A 17,500-nucleotide genomic window follows, 5' to 3' on the forward strand; every position below is an offset into this window, starting at 1 on the left:
TTCAGAACGGACCTGCCTTGACAAACGCGCCGCCCTGATAGATCGCGGCGGGGTCGCTCGGATCCGGCGCGCTGGTGCGGGCGAACACCGCTTCGCGGAACACGTCGGAGCTGTCCTTCGCGACATAGCCCACGTGGCGCGCACGGCTGTTGTCCCACCAGGTCACGGCGTTGTTCGACATGCCGAACACGATGCTGTGGCCCAGCACCGGCGTGCTCAGGCAGGCGGTGATGAGGCGGTGCAGGTCGTCGAAGCTCAGCCAGGTGGCGAGCATGCGGCGGTCTTTCGGTTCGGGGAACGAGGAGCCGATGCGCACACAGGCGGTCTCGATGCCGTGGCGGTCGAAGTAGAGGCGGGCGAGGTCTTCGCCGAAGGCCTTGCTCAGGCCGTAGAAACCATCGGGGCGGGCCGGGTGGTCGGCGTGGATGGTTTCGCTCTGCTTGTAGAAACCGGTCACGTGGTTGGAGCTGGCGAACACGACGCGCTTCACGCCGTGCTTGCGCGCGGCTTCGTACAGGTGGACCGCGCCCACGATGTTGGCCTGCAGGATGGACGCGAACGGCGCCTCCACCGAGATGCCGCCCATGTGCACGATGGCGTTGCAGCCGGCCACCATGGCGTCGACCTCGTCGGCGTTGGACAAGTCGGCCAGCACGATTTCTTCGCCGGCCTGCGCCGCGCCCAGGCCGGCTTTGTCGGATAGGCGCAGCACCTCGCAGTTGCCCTTGAGGCGCTCGCGCAGCGCGGTGCCCAGGCCGCCGGCGGCGCCCGTGAGCAGCAAGCGGTGGTGGGTTTTCAGGGTGTTTTCCATGGGGCTCGGCGGTCCGGTCTGACGTTTTTGGGCGGCATTTTTTCGAAGGGCTTGGACTTATCGCAAGTGCTTTGCTACAGTCCGCACATCTGTGTTGTCTGTTGTCGGTTGTCAGACAACTGGGCGAATTGTGTGAACCCTGCGATGGGGTGTCAAGGAAAAAACAATGCTCTCCGTGAAAACCCTAGGTGCCGAACCGGTCGCGATCGAAGCCGTGGCAACGCGCCCGCGCCGCCCACGCGGCCTGGTGCCCGAGATCGTCGACACCCTGGCCGCCGACATGCGCGAAGGCCGTCTGCAGACCGGCGACAAGCTGCCCACCGAATCCGAGCTGATGGGGCGTTTCGAGGTCAGCCGCACGGTCGTGCGCGAGGCCATCTCGCGCCTGCAAGCCTCGGGTCTGGTGGAGACGCGTCACGGCATCGGCACCTTCGTGATGGCGCCGCAGGAGCAGAGCAATTTCCGCATCGCACCCGAAGACTTCGCCACCGTGTCCGACGTGATCTCGCTGCTGGAGCTGCGCATCAGCCTGGAGAGCGAAGCGGCCAGCCTGGCCGCGCAGCGCCGCGATGACAGCCACCTGCAGAACATGGTCGCCGCGCTCGCGGCCTTCGAGGCCTCGATCGCCGAGTCGTCCGACGCCGTGCCCTCGGACTTCCAGTTCCACATGGAGGTGGCGCGCGCCACCGGCAACCGCCACTTCGCCGACCTCATGACCTACCTCGGCACCATGATCATTCCGCGCACCCGCATCAACACCGCGAGCAGCGCGCCCGAAGGCCGGCTGGCCTATCTGCGGCGCGTGCACACCGAGCACCAGAACATCTTCAACGCGATCCGCCAGCGCGACGCCGACGCCGCGCGCATGGCCATGCGCACCCATCTCTCCAACAGCCGCGAACGCTTGCGCCGCGCACAACCCGACTCCCCCACATGAACGACCTGCCATCTTTTGACGCGCGCTCTGGCGCCGCGCACGGCGAACCCCTGCGCGCTTCCACTCCTGAAGCCATCGACGCGGCCGCGCAAGCCGCTGCCGCCGCTTTCGGCACCTGGGGCAGCAGCACCGGCGCGCAGCGCGCCGAGCTCTTGAACGCGCTCGCCGCTGCGCTGGAATCCGATCGCGAAGCGCTGGTGGCGCTGGCCGATGTGGAGACAGCGCTGGGCACCGCACGCCTCAACGGCGAGCTCGACCGCACCGCGTTCCAGTTGCGCCGTTTTGCCGACATCGCCGCGCGGGGTGTGCCGTTCGAGCGCCTGGACGACCCGGCCGTGGCCGGCGCGCCGCCCGTGGGCCACCCGGCCATGGTGCTGCAGCGCGTGCCGCTGGGACCGGTCGCCATGTTTGCCGCGAGCAACTTCCCGTTCGCGTTCTCGGTGCTCGGTGGCGACACCGCCTCGGCCCTGGCCGCCGGTTGTTCGGTGGTGGTGAAGGCGCATCCGGGCCACCCGCAGCTGTCGCAGCGCGTGTTCGGCCTCATCCAGGGCGTGCTGCAGGCGCAGGGTCTGCCGGCCGGGCTGGTGGGTCTGGTGCAGGGCGCAGGGGTGGAGGTGGGTGTGGCGCTGGTGCGCCATCCGCTGATCGCAGCCGGCGCCTTCACCGGTTCCACGCGCGGTGGCGCGGCGCTGCAAGCCGAGGCCAACGCACGCCCACGCCCGATTCCGTTTTACGGCGAACTCGGCTCCATCAACCCGGTGGTGGCCTTGCCCGCCGCGTTGCAAGCCAAGGGTGCCGAACTCGCCACCCTGCTGGCGGGCTCCATCGTGCAGGGCTGCGGCCAGTTCTGCACCAACCCCGGCCTGATCGTGCTGATCGACGGCGCCGAGGCCGACGCCTTCGTGGCGCAGCTCGCCAACGCGCTCACCACGCAACAGCCGCACGCCATGCTCACCGCCGGCATGCGCCGCGCGTTCGACGCGGGTGTGGCGCGTTTCGTCGAACACGGCGCGCAGCCGCTGGTGCAACAGCCCGGCAGCGCACAGGCGCCCGGCCCGCAGTTGCTGCAGGTGACTGCCGCGCAATTCCTGCAACAGACCGCGCTGCACGACGAGGTGTTCGGCCCGTCCAGCCTGGTCGTGCGCGCGGCCTCGCACGCCGAGGTGCTGGCGGTGCTGGCCGCCGTGGGCGGCAGTCTCACCGTGACGGTGTGGGGGGCAGACGCCGAGTCCGATGACACCCGCGCGCTGGTGCGCGGTGCCATGGCCATCGCGGGTCGCGTGTTGTTTGCCGGCGTGCCCACGGGTGTGGCCGTCACGGCCGCGCAGCAGCACGGCGGCCCCTGGCCCGCGTCCACCGCGCCCATGACCACCTCGGTGGGCGACGCCGCGCTGGCGCGTTTCCTGCGCCCGGTGAGCCTGCAGGATGCACCGGCCTGGCTGCTCGCGCGCCAAGGCAGGCCGTGCTGAGCGGCTCGGCTGATACGGACTGCCTCACCGCACTCGCGCCCGCTTGACCCCGCCCTGCGCGGACCTGCGGCTTCGCGGCTACAGTGCCGCCATGCGCTCGGATGGCCGGATGGTCCGCCACCGACGGCGCGGGGAGTGCCTTCATGTTGTTGCTGATCCTGGGTCTGGTGTTGTTTCTCGGTGTGCACTCGGTGTCCATCGTGTCGCCCGACGGGCGCCACCGGCTGGTGAAACAACTGGGCGAAGGGCCCTGGAAGGGCCTGTACTCGCTGGTCTCGCTGGCCGGCTTCGTGCTCATCGTCGTGGGTTATGGCGCGGCGCGCGAAGCGCCGGTGTTGCTCTACACCGTGCCCAATGGCTTGCGCCACCTGGCGGCCGTGTTGATGCTCCCGGTGTTCGTGCTGCTGCTGGCGGCCTATTTGCCCGGGCGCATCCAGCGTGCCGCCAAGCACCCCATGCTGCTGGCGGTGAAGCTGTGGGCGCTGGCCCACCTGCTGGCCAACGGCACGCTGGCCGATGTGCTGCTCTTCGGCGGTTTCCTCGCCTGGGCGGTGGTGGACCGCATCTCGGTGAAGAAGCGTGCCGCCGCTGGTCTGCTGCGCCCTGGCCCGGTGCTGCCGGGCGGCAAGGCGAATGATGCGATCGCGCTGGTCGGTGGGCTGGCGATCTATGGGCTGTTTGTCGTCTGGGCGCACGCCTGGCTCATCGGCGTGCGGCCGTTCGGCTGAGCAGGCATCCGTCTTGCCCCGGGAACCCCGGGGTGTCCGGGCGCACCAATGGGACCGAGCCCGCCGCACCCACCCTGGAGAACCCCATGACCCGTTTGTTTGCACTGCCCCTGGTGGCGTTGTTGTCCCTGGGCAGCTTGCCGCCCGCTGCTGCCCAGGCCGTCACCACCGAGGTGGTGGCCAGTGGCCTGCAGAACCCCTGGGGTGTGGCCTTCATCGGAGAAGGCCGCATGCTCGTGACCGAACGGCCCGGGCGCATGCGCGTGGTGGGCGCCGATGGCCGCCTGGGCGCACCACTGGCGGGTCTGCCCCCGGTGGACGCCGGCGGCCAGGGTGGCCTGCTCGACGTGATCACCGACCGCGAATTCGCCAGCAACCGCAGGGTCTATTTCTGCTATTCGGAGCCTGCGGCCAGCGGGGGTGGCAATTCGACCGCCATGGCCTCAGCCACGCTCTCTGCTGACGCGGCGCGCCTGGATGATCTGAAGGTGATCTTCAGCCAGGCGCCGAAGGTGAGCAGCCGGTCGCACTTCGGCTGTCGCATCGTGCAGGCCACGGACGGCAGCCTGTTTCTGACCCTGGGCGACCGCTACTCGCGCATGAACGACGCGCAGACCCTGGACAACCACCACGGCAAGGTGGTGCGCGTGCTCGCCACCGGCGGTGCCCACCCGGACAACCCCTTCGTGGGTCGCGCGGGCGCCCTGCCCGAAATCTGGAGCTTCGGCCACCGCAACCTGCAAGGTGCCGCGCTCGCGCCCGACGGCCGGCTCTGGACCTCGGAGCATGGCCCGCAGGGCGGTGACGAGATCAACCGGCCGCAGGCCGGCAAGAACCACGGCTGGCCCGTCATCACCTTTGGTGAGAACTACGGCGGCGGTGCCATTGGCGAGGGCATCACCCGCAAGCCCGGAATGGAGCAGCCCTTGCACCAGTGGACACCGTCGATCGCGCCCTCCGGGCTGGCCTTCGTGACGAGCGAGCGCTACGGCCAGGCCTGGCAGGGCAGCCTGCTGGCGGGATCGCTCAAGTTCCGTTACCTTTCGCGTCTGGTCATCGAAGGCGAGCGTGTGGTGCGCGAAGAGAAACTGCTGCCCGACCTCAACCAGCGCGTGCGCGATGTACGCCAGGGACCCGACGGCTTCATCTACCTGCTGACCGACGACCGAAACGGCCAGCTGTTGCGCCTGATGCCCGGGCGCTGAAAGGCCACCATGCGACAAGATTCACCCCAGGCCATTGCAGCGGCGGGCGTGCGCCCCGATGCGGATCGTGCGGCGCTGGCACGGCACTACCAGGCGGTGCGCGATCAGTCGCGTGCGCTCACGGCGCCCCTGTCGCCGGAAGACTGCCAGGCCCAGTCGATGCCCGACGCCAGCCCCGCGAAATGGCATCTCGCCCACGTGACGTGGTTCTTCGAGACCTTCGTGCTCGAACCCTTCGAACCCGACTTCAAGCCCTTCAACCCGGCCTTTCGCGTGCTCTACAACAGCTACTACAACGGCGTGGGCGAACAGTTTTCGCGGCCCCAGCGCGGGCTGGTCACGCGGCCCGATCTGGCCGAGGTGTGGCGCTGGCGCGAACAGGTGGACGAACGCATCGCGCGGCTGATCCAGCGCACCGACGACGCCACCGCGTTGCGCCTGATCGAGATGGGCCTGCACCACGAGCAACAACACCAGGAACTGCTGCTCACCGACATCAAGCACCTGCTCTCCATCAACCCGCTGCGCCCGGCCTACCAGCGCGCCTGGCCGCTGGTGTCGGTCTCGCCCGTGCCCGCGCGCTGGGTCGCGTGCGAAGGCGGCCTGACCGACATCGGTCACCACGGCGATGGGTTTGCATTCGACAACGAAACACCGCGCCACCGGCAGTGGCTGGAACCGCATGCGCTGATGAACCGCCTGGTGACGCACGGCGAGTGGCTGGATTTCGTGCGCGATGGTGGTTATGCCGATCCCCTGTGGTGGTTGTCAGCGGGGTGGGACTGGGTGCGCGCGCAGGGCGTGCGGGCGCCGCTCTACTGGACCCTGCCACAAGACGCCAACGCCTTGCCCACCGTGTTCACCCTGCACGGCGAGATGCCGCTGGACCCGCACACGCCGGTGGTGCACGTGAGCTACTTCGAGGCCGACGCCTTTGCCCGCTGGAGCGCGGCCACGCACACCGACCAAGCCGGTGCCCGCCTGCCCACCGAAGCCGAGTGGGAAGCGGCTGCGACCGCTCTGCCGGTGCAGGGCAATCTGCGGGAAGCCCGCGCCCTGCACCCCATGCCGGCGCGCGCGGCGGGCGACGGATTGACGCAGATGTTTGGCGACGTGTGGGAGTGGACCGCGAGCAGCTACAGCGCCTATCCGGGCTACCAGGTCGCCGAGGGCGCGGTGGGTGAGTACAACGGCAAGTTCATGGTGAACCAGACCGTGCTGCGCGGCGGGTCGTGCGCCACACCCGCCTCGCACATCCGCGCGAGCTACCGCAACTTCTTTCCGACCGATGCGCGCTGGCAGTTCAGCGGGCTCAGGCTCGCCAAGTCATCGCCCCCACGCTCAGCCGCTGCGCGGGTCGCTGCCCCCCGAGGGGGCTGATCCGACTTGGGGCGGCCCGGCGCCGGATCACTCACCGCGTGAGCAGCCGCCGCGCGCCATGGCTCGACGCGTCCACCACCGCCACCATGAGCAGCATGGCGCCCAGGATGGTCGCGGTCTTGTTCATCTGGAACAGGCCCATGTGGAAAGCCAGCAGCTGGCCCAGGCCGCCCGCGCCCACCACGCCGAGCACGGCGGCAGCGCGGATGTTGTTTTCCCAGCGGTACAGCGTGTAGCTCATGAGCTGGGGCAGCACCTGCGGCAGCGTCGCGTAGAGGAACACGCGGCCATTGCCCACGCCTTGCACGCGCAGCGCCTCACCCGGGCCGGGTGGGGCGTTTTCGATCGCTTCGGCGAACAGGCGGCCCAGCACACCGGTGGTGTGAAAGGCCAGCGCCAGCGTGCCGGCAAACGGGCCCAGGCCGGCCGAGATGAGCAGCAGCGCGGCCCACACCAGCTCGGGGATGCTGCGCAGCGCGTTGAGCAACCAGCGTGTGGGGACTCTGGCCCAGGCGGCGTCGGCTTCGTGCAGGCGGCTGGCGGGCAGGGCCAGCGCCAGACCGGCCGCGGCGGCCAGCGCCGTGCCCAGCGCCGACATGGCCAGCGTTTCCCAGGCGCCGATGGCCACCTTCTTCACGAACACCGGCGAGAGGTCGGGTGGGAAAAATTCGGCCACGAAGCGACCCATGCTGCGCGCCGCGTCGAGCGAGAGGAACTGGCCCCATTGCAGATCCAGCGAAGCGAAGCTGGCGACCACCAGCACGACCAGACCGGCCATGAACCAGCAGGCCTTGCAGCGCGCGTCGAACAGGCGCGGCGGCAACTTGTAGGGCGGGTTGGCGGCATGACCCCCACGCTGGTCACTTCGTGTACTGCGCTGCCCCCCAAGGGGGCTCTCGCTGCTTGGGGCGGCCCGGCGCTGCTCGGCTTTTTTCATCGCATCAGCCCAACGATTTTCTGAGCCACGAACTCACGCGATCCGCCAGCGCCACCAGCAACACAAACACCAGCAGCATGGTGGCGACCTCGCCACCGTTGAACATCTTCATGGAGTTGTCGAGTTGTTGGCCCAGGCCACCCGCGCCCACGAAACCGAGCACCACCGACGAGCGGATCGCGCATTCCCATCGGTACACGGTGTAGCTGGTGAGCTCAGCCGCGTTGGTCGGCAGCAGGCCGTAGAAGAACGCCTGCAGGCGTGAGCTGCCGTTGCGCAGCAGGGCCTCGGTGGCGTGTGATTCACCACTTTCCAGGATCTCGCCGTACACCTTGCCCAGCATGCCGCCGTAGGTGAGGGCGATGGCCAGCACGCCGGCCGTGGGCCCCAGGCCGACCACGCGCACGAACACCAGCGCCCACACCAGTTCGGGCACGCTGCGCAGCAAGATCAGCAACCAGCGCACCGACTGCCGGAACCAGAACGGCGCGCGCGCCATGCGGCCCGACAGCGCCGAGATCGAGAGCAGGCGCACCGACATCAGCGCCAGCGGGATCGCCACCACCAGCGCGAGCGTGACACCGGCGGTGGCCATGGCCACGGTGCGCCACGTCTCGCGCGCGATCATGGTCATGAATTCCGCGTTGACCACCAGCGGCCAGAAGGTGGCGATGAACTGGCGGCTGATCTTGAGGTTGTCGGGCTCCAGAAAGATCCAGGGCTTGAACTCGGTGGCCACCATGAGGGGCCACAGCAGCACGGCGCCCAGGCCGAGCCAGAACACGCGCGATGCCCAGGCGGGGTCGCGCGCGGGTGCGCTGCGCAAGGCGTTCGCCGCTGCCGTCATGCTCAACGGCAGTGCATCACCGCGGGCTGTGCGGCGGTCGGTTCGACCGCCACCACCACCGGCACCTCACCGCGCAGCTCGTGTTCGAACTGGTCGTACAGGCGCGCCAGGCGCGCCTGCGTCACCTCGGCGGCTGGCAGATCAAAGGCCAGTTGGCCGTCGCGCAGGCCGACGATGCGCGGGAAATGGGCCAGTGCCACATCCACCTGGTGCAGCGTGGCCACCAGCGTCACGCCGCGCTCGCGGGCACCGTCCAGCAGCGTGGCCACGGCCTGTTTCGAACGGGTGGGGTCGAGCGCCGACAACGGTTCGTCGATCAGCCAGACCCTGGCCGGTGCGAGCAGCGCCCGCGCCAGGCCCACGCGCTGGCGTTCGCCGCCCGAGAGCCGGTCGACCCGCTCGAAGAGCTTGTCGGCCAGATCAAAGTGGTCCAGCGCGTCGAAGGCCGCCGGGATGTCGTCGGGGTAGAAAAGCGATCGCAGGCTGGCCAGCAGGCCCATGGAAGGCAGGCGGGCCGCCAGCACCGAGGTGACGACACGCTGGCGCGGGGGCAGCGGCGGCACCTGCGGCGCCAGAAAGAGCTGGCCGCGCTGGCGCTGCAGGGCAGGGCGCGGCAGCGCCCAGGGGTCGCGGCCGTCCAGCCGCAAGTGGCCAGACGCGGGTGGCAGTGCGCAGGCCATGACCTGCAGCAACGTGGTCTTGCCCGCGCCCGAAGGTCCGATCACGGCCACCTGCTCGCCCGAGGCGATCCGCACATCGAGCGAGCGCAGCGCGGGCGCGTGGCCCACGCGCGCCGCCGGGTGGCGGGCCGAGACGCCTTGCAGTTCGATGTTCAACCGGGCGACCTTTCGATCAGAGCAGGCTGGCGCTGCGCGCTGCAGCCTCGATGCCTTTGTAGTTCTCGGGCTTGGTGGGCACGAAGCGGGTGGCGCGCTGCAGCTCCAGGATGTCCTTGCCTTCGGGTGTGGTCTTGTTCAGCGACAGGAAGGCCCGCGTCAACTTTTCGCGCGTGGCCGCTGGCATGTCGGCGTGCACCGACCAGTTGTAGTCGAAATACGGCGGGGTCGTGTAGAACACGCGGACCTTGGTCGTGTCGACCTTCTTGTCCGCCACGAAGCGCTCCCACACCGAGATGTTGAGTGCGCCAGCCTGCACCTTGCCCGAGGCCACGGCCGCAATGGTGGCGTCGTGTGCACCGCTGAACGCCACGCGCTTGAAATCCTTGTCGGGGTCCACGCCGGCTTGCAGCAGGAAGCTGCGTGGCATGAGGTGGCCCGACGTGCTGCTCTGCGAACCAAAGCTCACGTCTTTGCCCTTGAGGTCCGCGAGCGTCTTGATGCCGGGTTCGCTGGTGATGAACACCGACTTGAACTGCTCGTCCTCTTCGCGTTGCACCAGCGGAATGATCTTGCCGCCTGAGCGTGCATTGGCCTGCACGAAGGTGAAGCCGCCGAACCAGGCCAGGTCAACCTTCTTGTTGACCAGCGCCTCCACGGCCGCCGCATAGTCGGACACAGGTGTGAACTCCACCTTCATGCCGAGGGTGGCTTCGAGGTGTTTCACCAGCGGAGCTGCCTTGCGGGCCAGTTCGGTGGGTGATTCGTCGGGGATCGCGGTCACGCGAAACACGGCTTGCGCATGCGCGGCGGCGGTGAGGGACAGCACGGCGCAGGTGAAGAGTGCGCGCAGGGTGCGGGAGGTGTTTGTGAGCATGGTGAATCCGATGAAGAGGGATTGGGGAGGGCGTATTAGACCCGACCTGCTCCAACCTGGCAGTGGCCGTCAGTTTTGCAAGACCCTGTAAGAAACCGGGTCGCCGCGCAGACTTTGAAACACACCTCCGCTATAAAGACCGATCTCGAAAGCGCCCATGTCCCTTCAGACCCAGACCCCACCCTTCATCCAGCTCCACCACGAGGACCGCGCCGCGCTGCGTGCCGAGCTCGTGGCCGGCCTGCTGGAGACGCCCGCGAACATTGCGCCGAAGTTCCTGTACGACGCCCTGGGCTCGCGCCTGTTCGATGCCATCACCGAGCTGCCCGAGTACTACCCCACGCGCACCGAAGCGGCGATCTTCCAGCAGCACGGCGCCGACATGGCGCGCGTGGTGCCCGGTGGCTCGATCCTGCTCGACCTGGGCGCCGGCAGCTGCGCCAAGGCCGCGCGCCTGTTTCCGGTGCTGCGTCCGACCGCCTATGTGGCCATCGACATTTCGGTGGACTACCTGCGCGACACCTTGCAGCAACTGCAGAAACAACATCCGTCGCTGGCCATGCTCGGCCTGGGCATGGATTTTTCAAGCCGCTTCGCGCTCGGCGCCGACGTGGCCGACTGGCTGGCCGACGGACCTGCGGCGCAGGCGCCGCGCGTGGTGTTCTACCCGGGCTCGAGCATCGGCAATTTCAACCCGGAAGTGGCGCTCGCCTTGCTCAAACAGGCGCATGCGGTGTGCCGCTCGGGTGGCCAAGGCGGGGGCCTGCTGATCGGCGTGGACCGCGTCAAGCCCAAGGCCGTGCTGGAGCCCGCCTACGACGACGCGCTGGGTGTCACCGCGGCTTTCAACCGCAACCTCCTGCTCAACGTGAACCGCGTGCTCGGCGCCGATTTCGCGCCGGCGGCCTGGCGCCACGTGGGCTTGTTCAACGCCCCGCTTTCGCGCATTGAAATGCACCTGGAAGCCACCGCGCGGCAGACCGTGCGCTGGCCCGACGGCGAGCGGGTGTTTGGGCAAGGCGAGCGTCTGCACACCGAGAGTTCGTACAAGTGGCAGCCCGAGGCCTTCGAGGCTTTGCTGCAGGACGCCGGCTTCGGTCGGGCGCGCCATTGGAGCGACGCCCAAGGCTGGTTCAGCGTGTTCTGGGCGCCTGCCTGACAGACCTGGCCTTTGAGCACCGTGTCGATCAGCCGGAGCATGACTTCGGCGGTGCAGGGCTTGGGCAGGAAGTGGTTGAGGCCCGAACCGGATCAAGGAGCAGACAAACCCTGTCTCTCGCCCATCATGCGCCGCCACAGCTGGCCGAACCAGGCGTGACCACTCACCAGCACCACCCCGGCAAGCACCAGCAGCGCGCCCGCCAGGAAGCCGGACTCGATGGGTTCGTTCAACAGCCAGGCGCCCAGCACCACCCCGAACAAGGGCGTGAGGAACGACAGCACGCCCAGCCGCGAGGCGAGGTAGTGGCGCATCAACCAGAACCAGACCAGAAAACTGACAAACGCCACCACCACCGACTGGAACGCAAGCGTGGCCCAGACCATGGGCGTGGGGTTGAACGTGGTGTGCCCCATGAGGAAGGCCGCCGGCAGCAGCAGCGCGAAGGCGCCGAGCAGCTGGTAGAGCAGGATCTGCGTGGCCGGCAGACCGCTCAGGCGCGTGGTGCGGATGACCACCGTGGTGGCGCCCCAGGCCACCCCACCGAGCAGACCCAGTGCGTCGCCCCAGAGCATGCGCGACCAGGCCTGGTGGCCCTGTGTGTCGCGCAGCAGAAAGGCAATGGCAATGCCCGCAAAGGCCATCAGGATGCCCAGCCATTGCGCTGGCGCCAGCCGTTCGGACGGCAGCTTCCACTGCAGACCGAGTGCCGCGAAGATCGGCGCGGTGTAGAGAAACACCACCATGTGCGCGGCCGAGGTGTGGCCCAGCCCTTCGCCCACCAGCAGGAATTCCAGGCCGAACAAGGCACCGGCCACCGCGCCGGGTTTCCACGCGCCACCGGCCAGCAGCGAGCCTTCGCCCTGGCGCCACATGAGCAGACCCACCAGGGCCGCCGCGATGCCCGAACGCACCGCGATCTGCAGGATGGGCGAGAAGTCCTGTGCGCTTGCTTTCAGCGCGATCTGCTGCAGGCTCCAGGTGAGGCAGAGCACGACCATGAGGCCGATGGCTCGGGCGTCGAGGGCTTGTCGGGTGTCCACAGGTGCAGTCATGGGTTGATCGGAGGGTGATTGTGCGTTTGACTGCTGCGCGGCAGATAACGAGAATCAGACAAACCATCCCCCCGGACCGTCAAAATGCCGCGCGCCCGCGCCCCCGCCAGACATTTGCAGACCGCGCCATTCACCGACGCACTGCCCGGTGAGATCGTCTTCCGCGCGGCGCAGCTGCCCGCCGACGCGGCGTACCCGCACCACCGCCACCACTGGGGTGAGTTCGTCTACGCCTTCAGCGGTGTGATGGAGGTGCAGCTCGCCACCGAGCACTATTTGATTCCGCCGCAATACGGCCTGTGGTTGCCGCCGGACGTGGACCACACCGGCATGAACCGCCAGGAGACGTCCTTCTGTTCGGTCTACGTGGTGCCCGAGCGCGCGGACCGCATGCCGGCCCAGGTGTGCGCCCTCAGCGTCAGTCCCTTGCTGCACGGCTTGCTGGAGCACCTGCGGCAGACACCGCCCGCGCTGGCGCAGGGCGCGTCGCACGACAGGCTGCTGCAGGTGGTGCTGGACCAGCTGGAGGTGGCTCCGGTCACGGGCAGCTATCTGCCCGCCTCGGATGACCCGCTGCTCGCGCCCGTGCTGCGGGCGCTGGAAGCGGCGCCCGGTGATCCACGGTCGGTGGCCGAGTGGGCGGCCTTCGTGCACACCACCGAACGCACGCTCATGCGGCGCTGCCAGCGTCAGCTGGGCATGACGCTGGCCGAATGGCGGCAGCGGCTGCGCACGGTGAAGGCCATGGCCCGGCTGAAAGCCGGGGAGAAGGTGGAGCACATCGCCCAGGACCTGGGCTATGCGTCGACCTCGGCCTTCATCGCGATGTTCCGCCGCCTGACTGGCGAAACACCTGATGGGTACCGCAAGGGTCGATGAGGCTCAGGCGCGCACGCTGCGAAAGCCGGCAAAGATGTCGTTGCGTTCAGCGGTGAAGTAGTTGCGGTACCTGGGGTGGCGCAGGCGCGGGTGGGTGGCGGTGCTGGCGCCCTTGAGCACCGGGCGGCCATCGAACCAGGGCTGCGAGTAGTCCAGGTAGGGGTGGGGCTTGAAGCCGGGAAAGGGTGCGAAGGTGCTCGCGGTCCATTCCCAGACTTCGCCCCAGGCGAAGCCCGGCACCGTGTGCGCCGCCACTTCCCACTCGGCTTCGGTCGGCAGGCGCCGCCCGACCCAGCGGCACCAGGCCTGTGCTTCCCGCGCGCTGAGGTGGCAGGCCGGGGCCTGCAGGTCCAGGGCCTGCCAGGTGCCGAAGCGCTGCACCTGCCAACCGCCGGGGGTGCGCCGCAGGTAGCGCGGCACGGCGGCCAGGCCGGCGTCGACCATCGGCAGGTAACGTGCCCAGGTGACGGCGCAGGTGTCGATCTCGAACGCGTTGACCGCCACCACGTGCGCGCCGAGTTCGTTGTCGAAGGCAAAGCCCGGGCCGGCCCAGCCCAGGCGCCAGGCGGTGGCGGAAACGCTGGCTTCGCCAGGCTGCGCGCGCACGGCCATGGGCCGGTGGCCCACGTCGATGCCCAGGGCCTGCGCCATGTAAACGCCCGCCTCGGCGTGCATGTCTTCGTGGAACAGGGCGAGCCGGAAGAAGTACAGCCCGGTGTCGTCGTCGGGTGCGTCGCGCAGCAGCGCCAGCGTCTGCTCCAGGTTGGCCGAGAGGTCGGCGCGTGTGGCGTGGGCATCGGGCAGGTCCAGCTGCCAGCGCCGGTCGTGCGGCACGGTGCTGGAGTCGTACAGCGCATCGGCCTCGATGCCGCGCATGCCCTGACGCGCGGCGCGGCGGGCCACCAGCGGGTCCGCCCGCACACCGCTTCCGAGCTGCGGGTTGCGAGCGATCCACCAATCGGCAAACCAGCCGACGTGTCCCAACTCCCACAACGGCGGGTTCAGCTCGGGCGTGCAGGGCACGGGCAGGTCGGGGCCGAGCGCCGCCTCCAGCGCCGTGAACTGTCGCAGCGTGCGCTCGCGCGCATCCACCAGCGCGCCCGCCAGCGCTGCCCGGTCCGCGTGGCGGGCGATGTCGGCGGTGGACGGTCCGTGCGCAGGTGCATCGCGCACAATCGATGTCTCGCTCAAGCCCATGAAAAAACCTTCCCTGTGCATCGTCACGCCGGCGCTGGCCGATGCCAACAACGGCAACTGGCAAACCGCGCGCCGCTGGGCGCGCATGCTCTCGGAGCATTATCGGGTGAGGGTCGCGAAGGCGTGGTCCGAGGGCGATGAGGCCGATGTGTTGCTGGCCCTGCACGCGCGACGCTCGGCCGCATCGGTGGCCGCCTGGGCCCGGTCGCATCCCGATCGCCCGCTGGTGCTGGCGCTGACCGGCACCGACCTCTACCGCGACATCGCGACGGACGCAGATGCCCAGCGTTCGCTGGCCCTCGCGCACCGGCTCATCGTGCTGCAGGAGCAAGGGCCGCTGGCGCTGCCCGAGGCGCAGCGGGGCAAGTGCCGGGTGGTGTTCCAGTCGGGCACGCGCCGCCAGACGCTGGCCAAGACCACGGCGCACCTGCGGGCGGTGATGGTGGGCCACCTGCGCGACGAAAAATGGCCGCAGACCCTGTTTGAAGCGGCACGCCTGCTGCGCGCCGACGAGGGCATTCGCATCGACCACATCGGTGCCGCGATCGACCCCGTGCTGGGCGAGGCTGCCCGAGCGACCGCGCAGGCCTGCCCGCACTACCGCTGGCTCGGTGGCCTGTCGCATGGCGCCACGCGCTCGCGCATGCAGCGCGCCCACCTGCTGGTGCACACCAGCCGCATGGAGGGCGGGGCCCATGTGCTGATGGAGGCCGTGCTCGGTGGCACGCCGGTGCTGGCCTCGCGCATCGACGGCAACGTGGGCATGCTGGGCGCCGACTACGGCGGCTATTTCCCGCCGGGCGATGTGCCCGCGCTGGTGCAGGCCTTGCGCGCCTGCCGTGCGGGCATGGGCGAGCCGGCTGGCAGGCTGGCCGCCCTGCAAGCACAATGTGAGGCCCGCGCGCCGCTGTTCGATCCGCGCATCGAGCAGGCCGCCCTGCTGGCCCTGTTGCGCGAGCTGCACTGAGGCTCCGCACCCCATCGGCACCGATTTCCCTTCTCTCTGGAGACACCCATGAACGCACCCACCCCCACCGCCGCCACCCAACCCCGCCTCACCAGCCTCTCGCACGGCGGCGGTTGCGGTTGCAAGATCGCGCCCGGCGTGCTCAGCGAAATCCTCAAAGGCACGGCGGCCATGCCGATGCCCAAGGCGTTGCTGGTCGGCATCGAGACGGCGGACGACGCGGCCGTCTACCAGCTCAACGACGAGCAGGCGCTGATCGCCACCACCGATTTCTTCATGCCCATCGTCGACGACCCGTACGACTTCGGTCGCATCGCCGCGACCAACGCCATCAGCGATGTGTACGCCATGGGTGGCACGCCCATCATGGCGCTGGCCCTGGTCGGCATGCCCATCAACGTGTTGTCCACCGAGACCATCGGCAAGATCCTGCAAGGCGGGCAGGACGTGTGCCGCGCCGCCGGCATTCCGATCGCGGGCGGCCACACCATCGACTCGGTCGAGCCCATCTACGGCCTGGTGGCCCTGGGCCTGGTGCACCCCAAGCGCGTCAAGCGCAACGCCGACGCGAAGGTGGGCGACCACCTGATCCTGGGCAAGCCGATCGGCGTGGGCGTGCTCTCGGCCGCCTTGAAGAAGGACGCGCTGAGCACCGAGGGCTACGCACAGATGATCGCCAACACCACCCAGCTCAACACCCCGGGCCCCGATCTGGCGGCGCTGGACGGCGTGCACGCGCTCACCGACATCACCGGTTTCGGCCTGGCCGGCCACGTGATGGAAATGGCGCGCGGTTCCAGCACCACCGTGCGCATCGACATGGCCCGTGTGCCGCTGATCGCGGGTGTGCGCGAGCTCGCCGCCGCCGGCATGGTCACCGGTGCCTCGGGCCGCAACTGGGCCGCCTACGGCCACGAGGTGCGCCTGGGTGCCGGCCTGCAGCCGGTGGACCAGGCCTTGTTGTCCGACCCGCAGACCAGCGGTGGCCTGCTGGTGGCCTGCGCACCCGAAGCGGTGCAAGCGGTGCTGGCGATCTTCGAGAAGCACGGCTTTGCCGGCGCGACCGACATCGGCGAGATCGTGGCGCCCGCGGCCGACGGCGTGCGCCTGGAAGTGCGCTGAGCCATGGCGCGCCAACGCATCAGCTCCGGCTCGCCGTTTGAAGAGCAGATCGGGTATTCGCGCGCCGTGGTCGCCGGTGACTGGGTGTTCGTCTCCGGCACCACGGGTTTCGACTACACCACCATGACCATTTCGGACAACGTGGTGGAGCAGGCCGAGCAGTGCATGCAGAACATCGCCGCCGCGCTCAAGCAGGCGGGCGCCAGCCTGGACGACGTGGTGCGCGTGAACTACGTGCTGCCCGATGGGGCTGATTTCGAGGCCTGCTGGCCGGTGCTGCGCAAACACCTGGGCGCGGCACGCCCGGCGGCCATGATGATCACCGCCGGCCTGCTCGATCCGCGCATGAAGATCGAGATCGAGGTCACGGCCATGAAGCAGCCATGACCCCCGCCTCCATCCTCGCCTTCGACATCTTTGGCACCGTGGTCGACTGGCACGGCAGCATCGTGCGTGAGGTGGCCGCGCTGTATCCGCAGGTGGATGCCGATGCCTTTGCGCTCGCCTGGCGCGCGGGCTACCAGCCGGCCATGCAACGGGTGCGCTCGGGCGAACTGGGCTGGACGCTGATCGACGATCTGCACCGCCTGATCCTCGACGACCTGTTGCCCACGTTCGGCCTGACCTCGCTCACCGAAGCGCAGAAGCAGCACCTCAACAAGGTCTGGCACCGGCTGGACCCATGGCCCGACACGGTGGCCGGGCTCACGCGCCTGAAGGCCCGGCACACCATCTGCAGCCTGTCCAACGGCAACATCGGCCTGCTCACGAACATGGCCAAGCGCGCCGGCCTGCCGTGGGACTGCGTGCTCTCGGCCGAGGTGTTTCGGGCCTACAAACCCGACCCGGCCACCTACCTCGGCGTGGCCCGGGTGTTTGACGTGGCGCCTTCCGACGTGATGCTGGTGGCCGCCCACCAGGAAGACCTCGCGGCGGCCCGGACCTGCGGCCTGCGCACGGCCTACATCGAGCGGGCGCTGGAATTCGGGCCGAAGCACCCCAAGGACGTGTCGCCCGATGCGGCCAACACCTTCCACGCCCGCAGCCTGGTGCACCTGGCCGAACAATTGGGCTGCTGAAGGCCGGTCAGCGCC

The 17,500-nt window shown here is 69.0% G+C and carries 18 protein-coding genes; 11 read left to right on the forward strand and 7 right to left on the reverse strand.

The annotated features are described in order from the left end of the window. Window position 1 precedes the first annotated feature (1 nt). Complete coding sequence (locus V6M63_RS19895) at window positions 2-811, reverse strand: NAD-dependent epimerase/dehydratase family protein (protein WP_332744705.1); 810 nt, start codon at window positions 809-811, stop codon at window positions 2-4. A 166-nt stretch (window positions 812-977) separates the two neighbouring features. Between V6M63_RS19895 and V6M63_RS19900 the strand changes: the two genes are divergently transcribed. The 5 genes from V6M63_RS19900 (at window position 978) to egtB (ending at window position 6,530) form a co-directional block, all read left to right on the forward strand. Next, complete coding sequence (locus V6M63_RS19900) at window positions 978-1,748, forward strand: FadR/GntR family transcriptional regulator (protein WP_332744707.1); 771 nt, start codon at window positions 978-980, stop codon at window positions 1,746-1,748. Continuing rightward, entirely contained in the window at window positions 1,745-3,217 is a 1,473-nt protein-coding gene (locus V6M63_RS19905; protein ID WP_332744709.1) for an aldehyde dehydrogenase (NADP(+)), read from the forward strand. Before V6M63_RS19900 ends, V6M63_RS19905 begins: the two co-directional genes overlap by 4 nt. A gap of 143 nt (window positions 3,218-3,360) precedes the next feature. Beyond that, window positions 3,361-3,945 (forward strand): NnrU family protein, encoded by a 585-nt coding sequence (locus V6M63_RS19910; RefSeq protein ID WP_332744711.1) that lies wholly within the window; start codon window positions 3,361-3,363, stop codon window positions 3,943-3,945. A gap of 86 nt (window positions 3,946-4,031) precedes the next feature. Next, window positions 4,032-5,150, forward strand: coding sequence for a PQQ-dependent sugar dehydrogenase (locus V6M63_RS19915; protein WP_332744713.1), 1,119 nt, complete (start codon window positions 4,032-4,034; stop codon window positions 5,148-5,150). A 9-nt stretch (window positions 5,151-5,159) separates the two neighbouring features. Then, window positions 5,160-6,530 (forward strand): ergothioneine biosynthesis protein EgtB, encoded by a 1,371-nt coding sequence (gene egtB, locus V6M63_RS19920; protein ID WP_332744715.1) that lies wholly within the window; start codon window positions 5,160-5,162, stop codon window positions 6,528-6,530. Window positions 6,531-6,561: 31 nt separating this feature from the next. On the opposite strand, the gene phnE is transcribed toward egtB, so the two are convergent. The 4 genes from phnE to V6M63_RS19940 form a co-directional block, all read right to left on the reverse strand. Beyond that, window positions 6,562-7,308 carry a phosphonate ABC transporter, permease protein PhnE gene (gene phnE, locus V6M63_RS19925; RefSeq protein ID WP_442909623.1) on the reverse strand — a complete coding sequence of 249 codons (747 nt, stop codon included), beginning with the start codon at window positions 7,306-7,308 and terminating at the stop codon, window positions 6,562-6,564. A 163-nt stretch (window positions 7,309-7,471) separates the two neighbouring features. Then, complete coding sequence (locus tag V6M63_RS19930) at window positions 7,472-8,314, reverse strand: PhnE/PtxC family ABC transporter permease (protein WP_332744718.1); 843 nt, start codon at window positions 8,312-8,314, stop codon at window positions 7,472-7,474. 2 nt (window positions 8,315-8,316) lie between these two features. Further along, a complete protein-coding gene (locus tag V6M63_RS19935) occupies window positions 8,317-9,150 on the reverse strand; it encodes a phosphonate ABC transporter ATP-binding protein (RefSeq protein ID WP_332744719.1) in 834 nt (277 codons plus the stop codon). A gap of 16 nt (window positions 9,151-9,166) precedes the next feature. Next, the gene (locus V6M63_RS19940) at window positions 9,167-10,027 is read right to left on the reverse strand and encodes a putative selenate ABC transporter substrate-binding protein (RefSeq protein WP_332744720.1); all 861 of its coding nucleotides are present in this window, start codon (window positions 10,025-10,027) and stop codon (window positions 9,167-9,169) included. A 157-nt stretch (window positions 10,028-10,184) separates the two neighbouring features. Between V6M63_RS19940 and egtD the strand changes: the two genes are divergently transcribed. After that, window positions 10,185-11,186 carry an L-histidine N(alpha)-methyltransferase gene (gene egtD / locus V6M63_RS19945; RefSeq protein ID WP_332744722.1) on the forward strand — a complete coding sequence of 334 codons (1,002 nt, stop codon included), beginning with the start codon at window positions 10,185-10,187 and terminating at the stop codon, window positions 11,184-11,186. A 92-nt stretch (window positions 11,187-11,278) separates the two neighbouring features. Here egtD and V6M63_RS19950 read toward each other — a convergent pair whose 3' ends face one another. After that, entirely contained in the window at window positions 11,279-12,229 is a 951-nt protein-coding gene (locus V6M63_RS19950; RefSeq protein WP_332744816.1) for a DMT family transporter, read from the reverse strand. Window positions 12,230-12,325: 96 nt separating this feature from the next. Here V6M63_RS19950 and V6M63_RS19955 point away from each other — a divergent pair, with 96 nt between their 5' ends. Then, complete coding sequence (locus tag V6M63_RS19955) at window positions 12,326-13,120, forward strand: AraC family transcriptional regulator (RefSeq protein WP_332744723.1); 795 nt, start codon at window positions 12,326-12,328, stop codon at window positions 13,118-13,120. A gap of 3 nt (window positions 13,121-13,123) precedes the next feature. Here V6M63_RS19955 and senA read toward each other — a convergent pair whose 3' ends face one another. Beyond that, entirely contained in the window at window positions 13,124-14,293 is a 1,170-nt protein-coding gene (gene senA, locus V6M63_RS19960; RefSeq protein ID WP_332744725.1) for a selenoneine synthase SenA, read from the reverse strand. A gap of 22 nt (window positions 14,294-14,315) precedes the next feature. On the opposite strand from senA, the gene senB reads away from it, so the two are divergent. The 4 genes from senB to V6M63_RS19980 are packed head-to-tail and all read left to right on the forward strand — an operon-like array spanning window position 14,316 to window position 17,485. Beyond that, window positions 14,316-15,284, forward strand: coding sequence for a selenoneine biosynthesis selenosugar synthase SenB (gene senB, locus V6M63_RS19965; RefSeq protein ID WP_332744727.1), 969 nt, complete (start codon window positions 14,316-14,318; stop codon window positions 15,282-15,284). A 48-nt stretch (window positions 15,285-15,332) separates the two neighbouring features. Next, window positions 15,333-16,406, forward strand: coding sequence for a selenide, water dikinase SelD (selD, locus tag V6M63_RS19970; RefSeq protein WP_332744729.1), 1,074 nt, complete (start codon window positions 15,333-15,335; stop codon window positions 16,404-16,406). A gap of 3 nt (window positions 16,407-16,409) precedes the next feature. Then, window positions 16,410-16,793 carry a RidA family protein gene (locus tag V6M63_RS19975; protein WP_332744731.1) on the forward strand — a complete coding sequence of 128 codons (384 nt, stop codon included), beginning with the start codon at window positions 16,410-16,412 and terminating at the stop codon, window positions 16,791-16,793. Further along, window positions 16,790-17,485, forward strand: a complete 696-nt coding sequence (locus tag V6M63_RS19980; protein ID WP_332744733.1) for a haloacid dehalogenase type II — start codon at window positions 16,790-16,792, stop codon at window positions 17,483-17,485. Before V6M63_RS19975 ends, V6M63_RS19980 begins: the two co-directional genes overlap by 4 nt. The last annotated feature ends 15 nt before the right edge of the window (window positions 17,486-17,500 follow it).

Origin of the sequence: Hydrogenophaga sp. (genome assembly GCF_036675665.1) — a bacterium.
In the GTDB taxonomy this organism is placed as follows: Bacteria; Pseudomonadota; Gammaproteobacteria; order Burkholderiales; family Burkholderiaceae_C; genus Hydrogenophaga.

What these genes read in the sequence shown, in the direction of transcription:
- V6M63_RS19930 (WP_332744718.1), bottom strand. Translation starts at nt 8,314, where the DNA reads ATGACGGCAGCGGCGAACGCCTTGCGCAGCGCACCCGCGCGCGACCCC.
- V6M63_RS19975 (WP_332744731.1), top strand. Translation starts at nt 16,410, where the DNA reads ATGGCGCGCCAACGCATCAGCTCCGGCTCGCCGTTTGAAGAGCAGATC.
- phnE (WP_442909623.1), bottom strand. Translation starts at nt 7,308, where the DNA reads ATGGCCGGTCTGGTCGTGCTGGTGGTCGCCAGCTTCGCTTCGCTGGAT.
- V6M63_RS19955 (WP_332744723.1), top strand. Translation starts at nt 12,326, where the DNA reads ATGCCGCGCGCCCGCGCCCCCGCCAGACATTTGCAGACCGCGCCATTC.
- V6M63_RS19905 (WP_332744709.1), top strand. Translation starts at nt 1,745, where the DNA reads ATGAACGACCTGCCATCTTTTGACGCGCGCTCTGGCGCCGCGCACGGC.
- egtD (WP_332744722.1), top strand. Translation starts at nt 10,185, where the DNA reads ATGTCCCTTCAGACCCAGACCCCACCCTTCATCCAGCTCCACCACGAG.
- V6M63_RS19900 (WP_332744707.1), top strand. Translation starts at nt 978, where the DNA reads ATGCTCTCCGTGAAAACCCTAGGTGCCGAACCGGTCGCGATCGAAGCC.
- V6M63_RS19910 (WP_332744711.1), top strand. Translation starts at nt 3,361, where the DNA reads ATGTTGTTGCTGATCCTGGGTCTGGTGTTGTTTCTCGGTGTGCACTCG.
- V6M63_RS19940 (WP_332744720.1), bottom strand. Translation starts at nt 10,027, where the DNA reads ATGCTCACAAACACCTCCCGCACCCTGCGCGCACTCTTCACCTGCGCC.
- selD (WP_332744729.1), top strand. Translation starts at nt 15,333, where the DNA reads ATGAACGCACCCACCCCCACCGCCGCCACCCAACCCCGCCTCACCAGC.
- V6M63_RS19915 (WP_332744713.1), top strand. Translation starts at nt 4,032, where the DNA reads ATGACCCGTTTGTTTGCACTGCCCCTGGTGGCGTTGTTGTCCCTGGGC.
- V6M63_RS19895 (WP_332744705.1), bottom strand. Translation starts at nt 811, where the DNA reads ATGGAAAACACCCTGAAAACCCACCACCGCTTGCTGCTCACGGGCGCC.
- senB (WP_332744727.1), top strand. Translation starts at nt 14,316, where the DNA reads ATGAAAAAACCTTCCCTGTGCATCGTCACGCCGGCGCTGGCCGATGCC.
- egtB (WP_332744715.1), top strand. Translation starts at nt 5,160, where the DNA reads ATGCGACAAGATTCACCCCAGGCCATTGCAGCGGCGGGCGTGCGCCCC.
- V6M63_RS19980 (WP_332744733.1), top strand. Translation starts at nt 16,790, where the DNA reads ATGACCCCCGCCTCCATCCTCGCCTTCGACATCTTTGGCACCGTGGTC.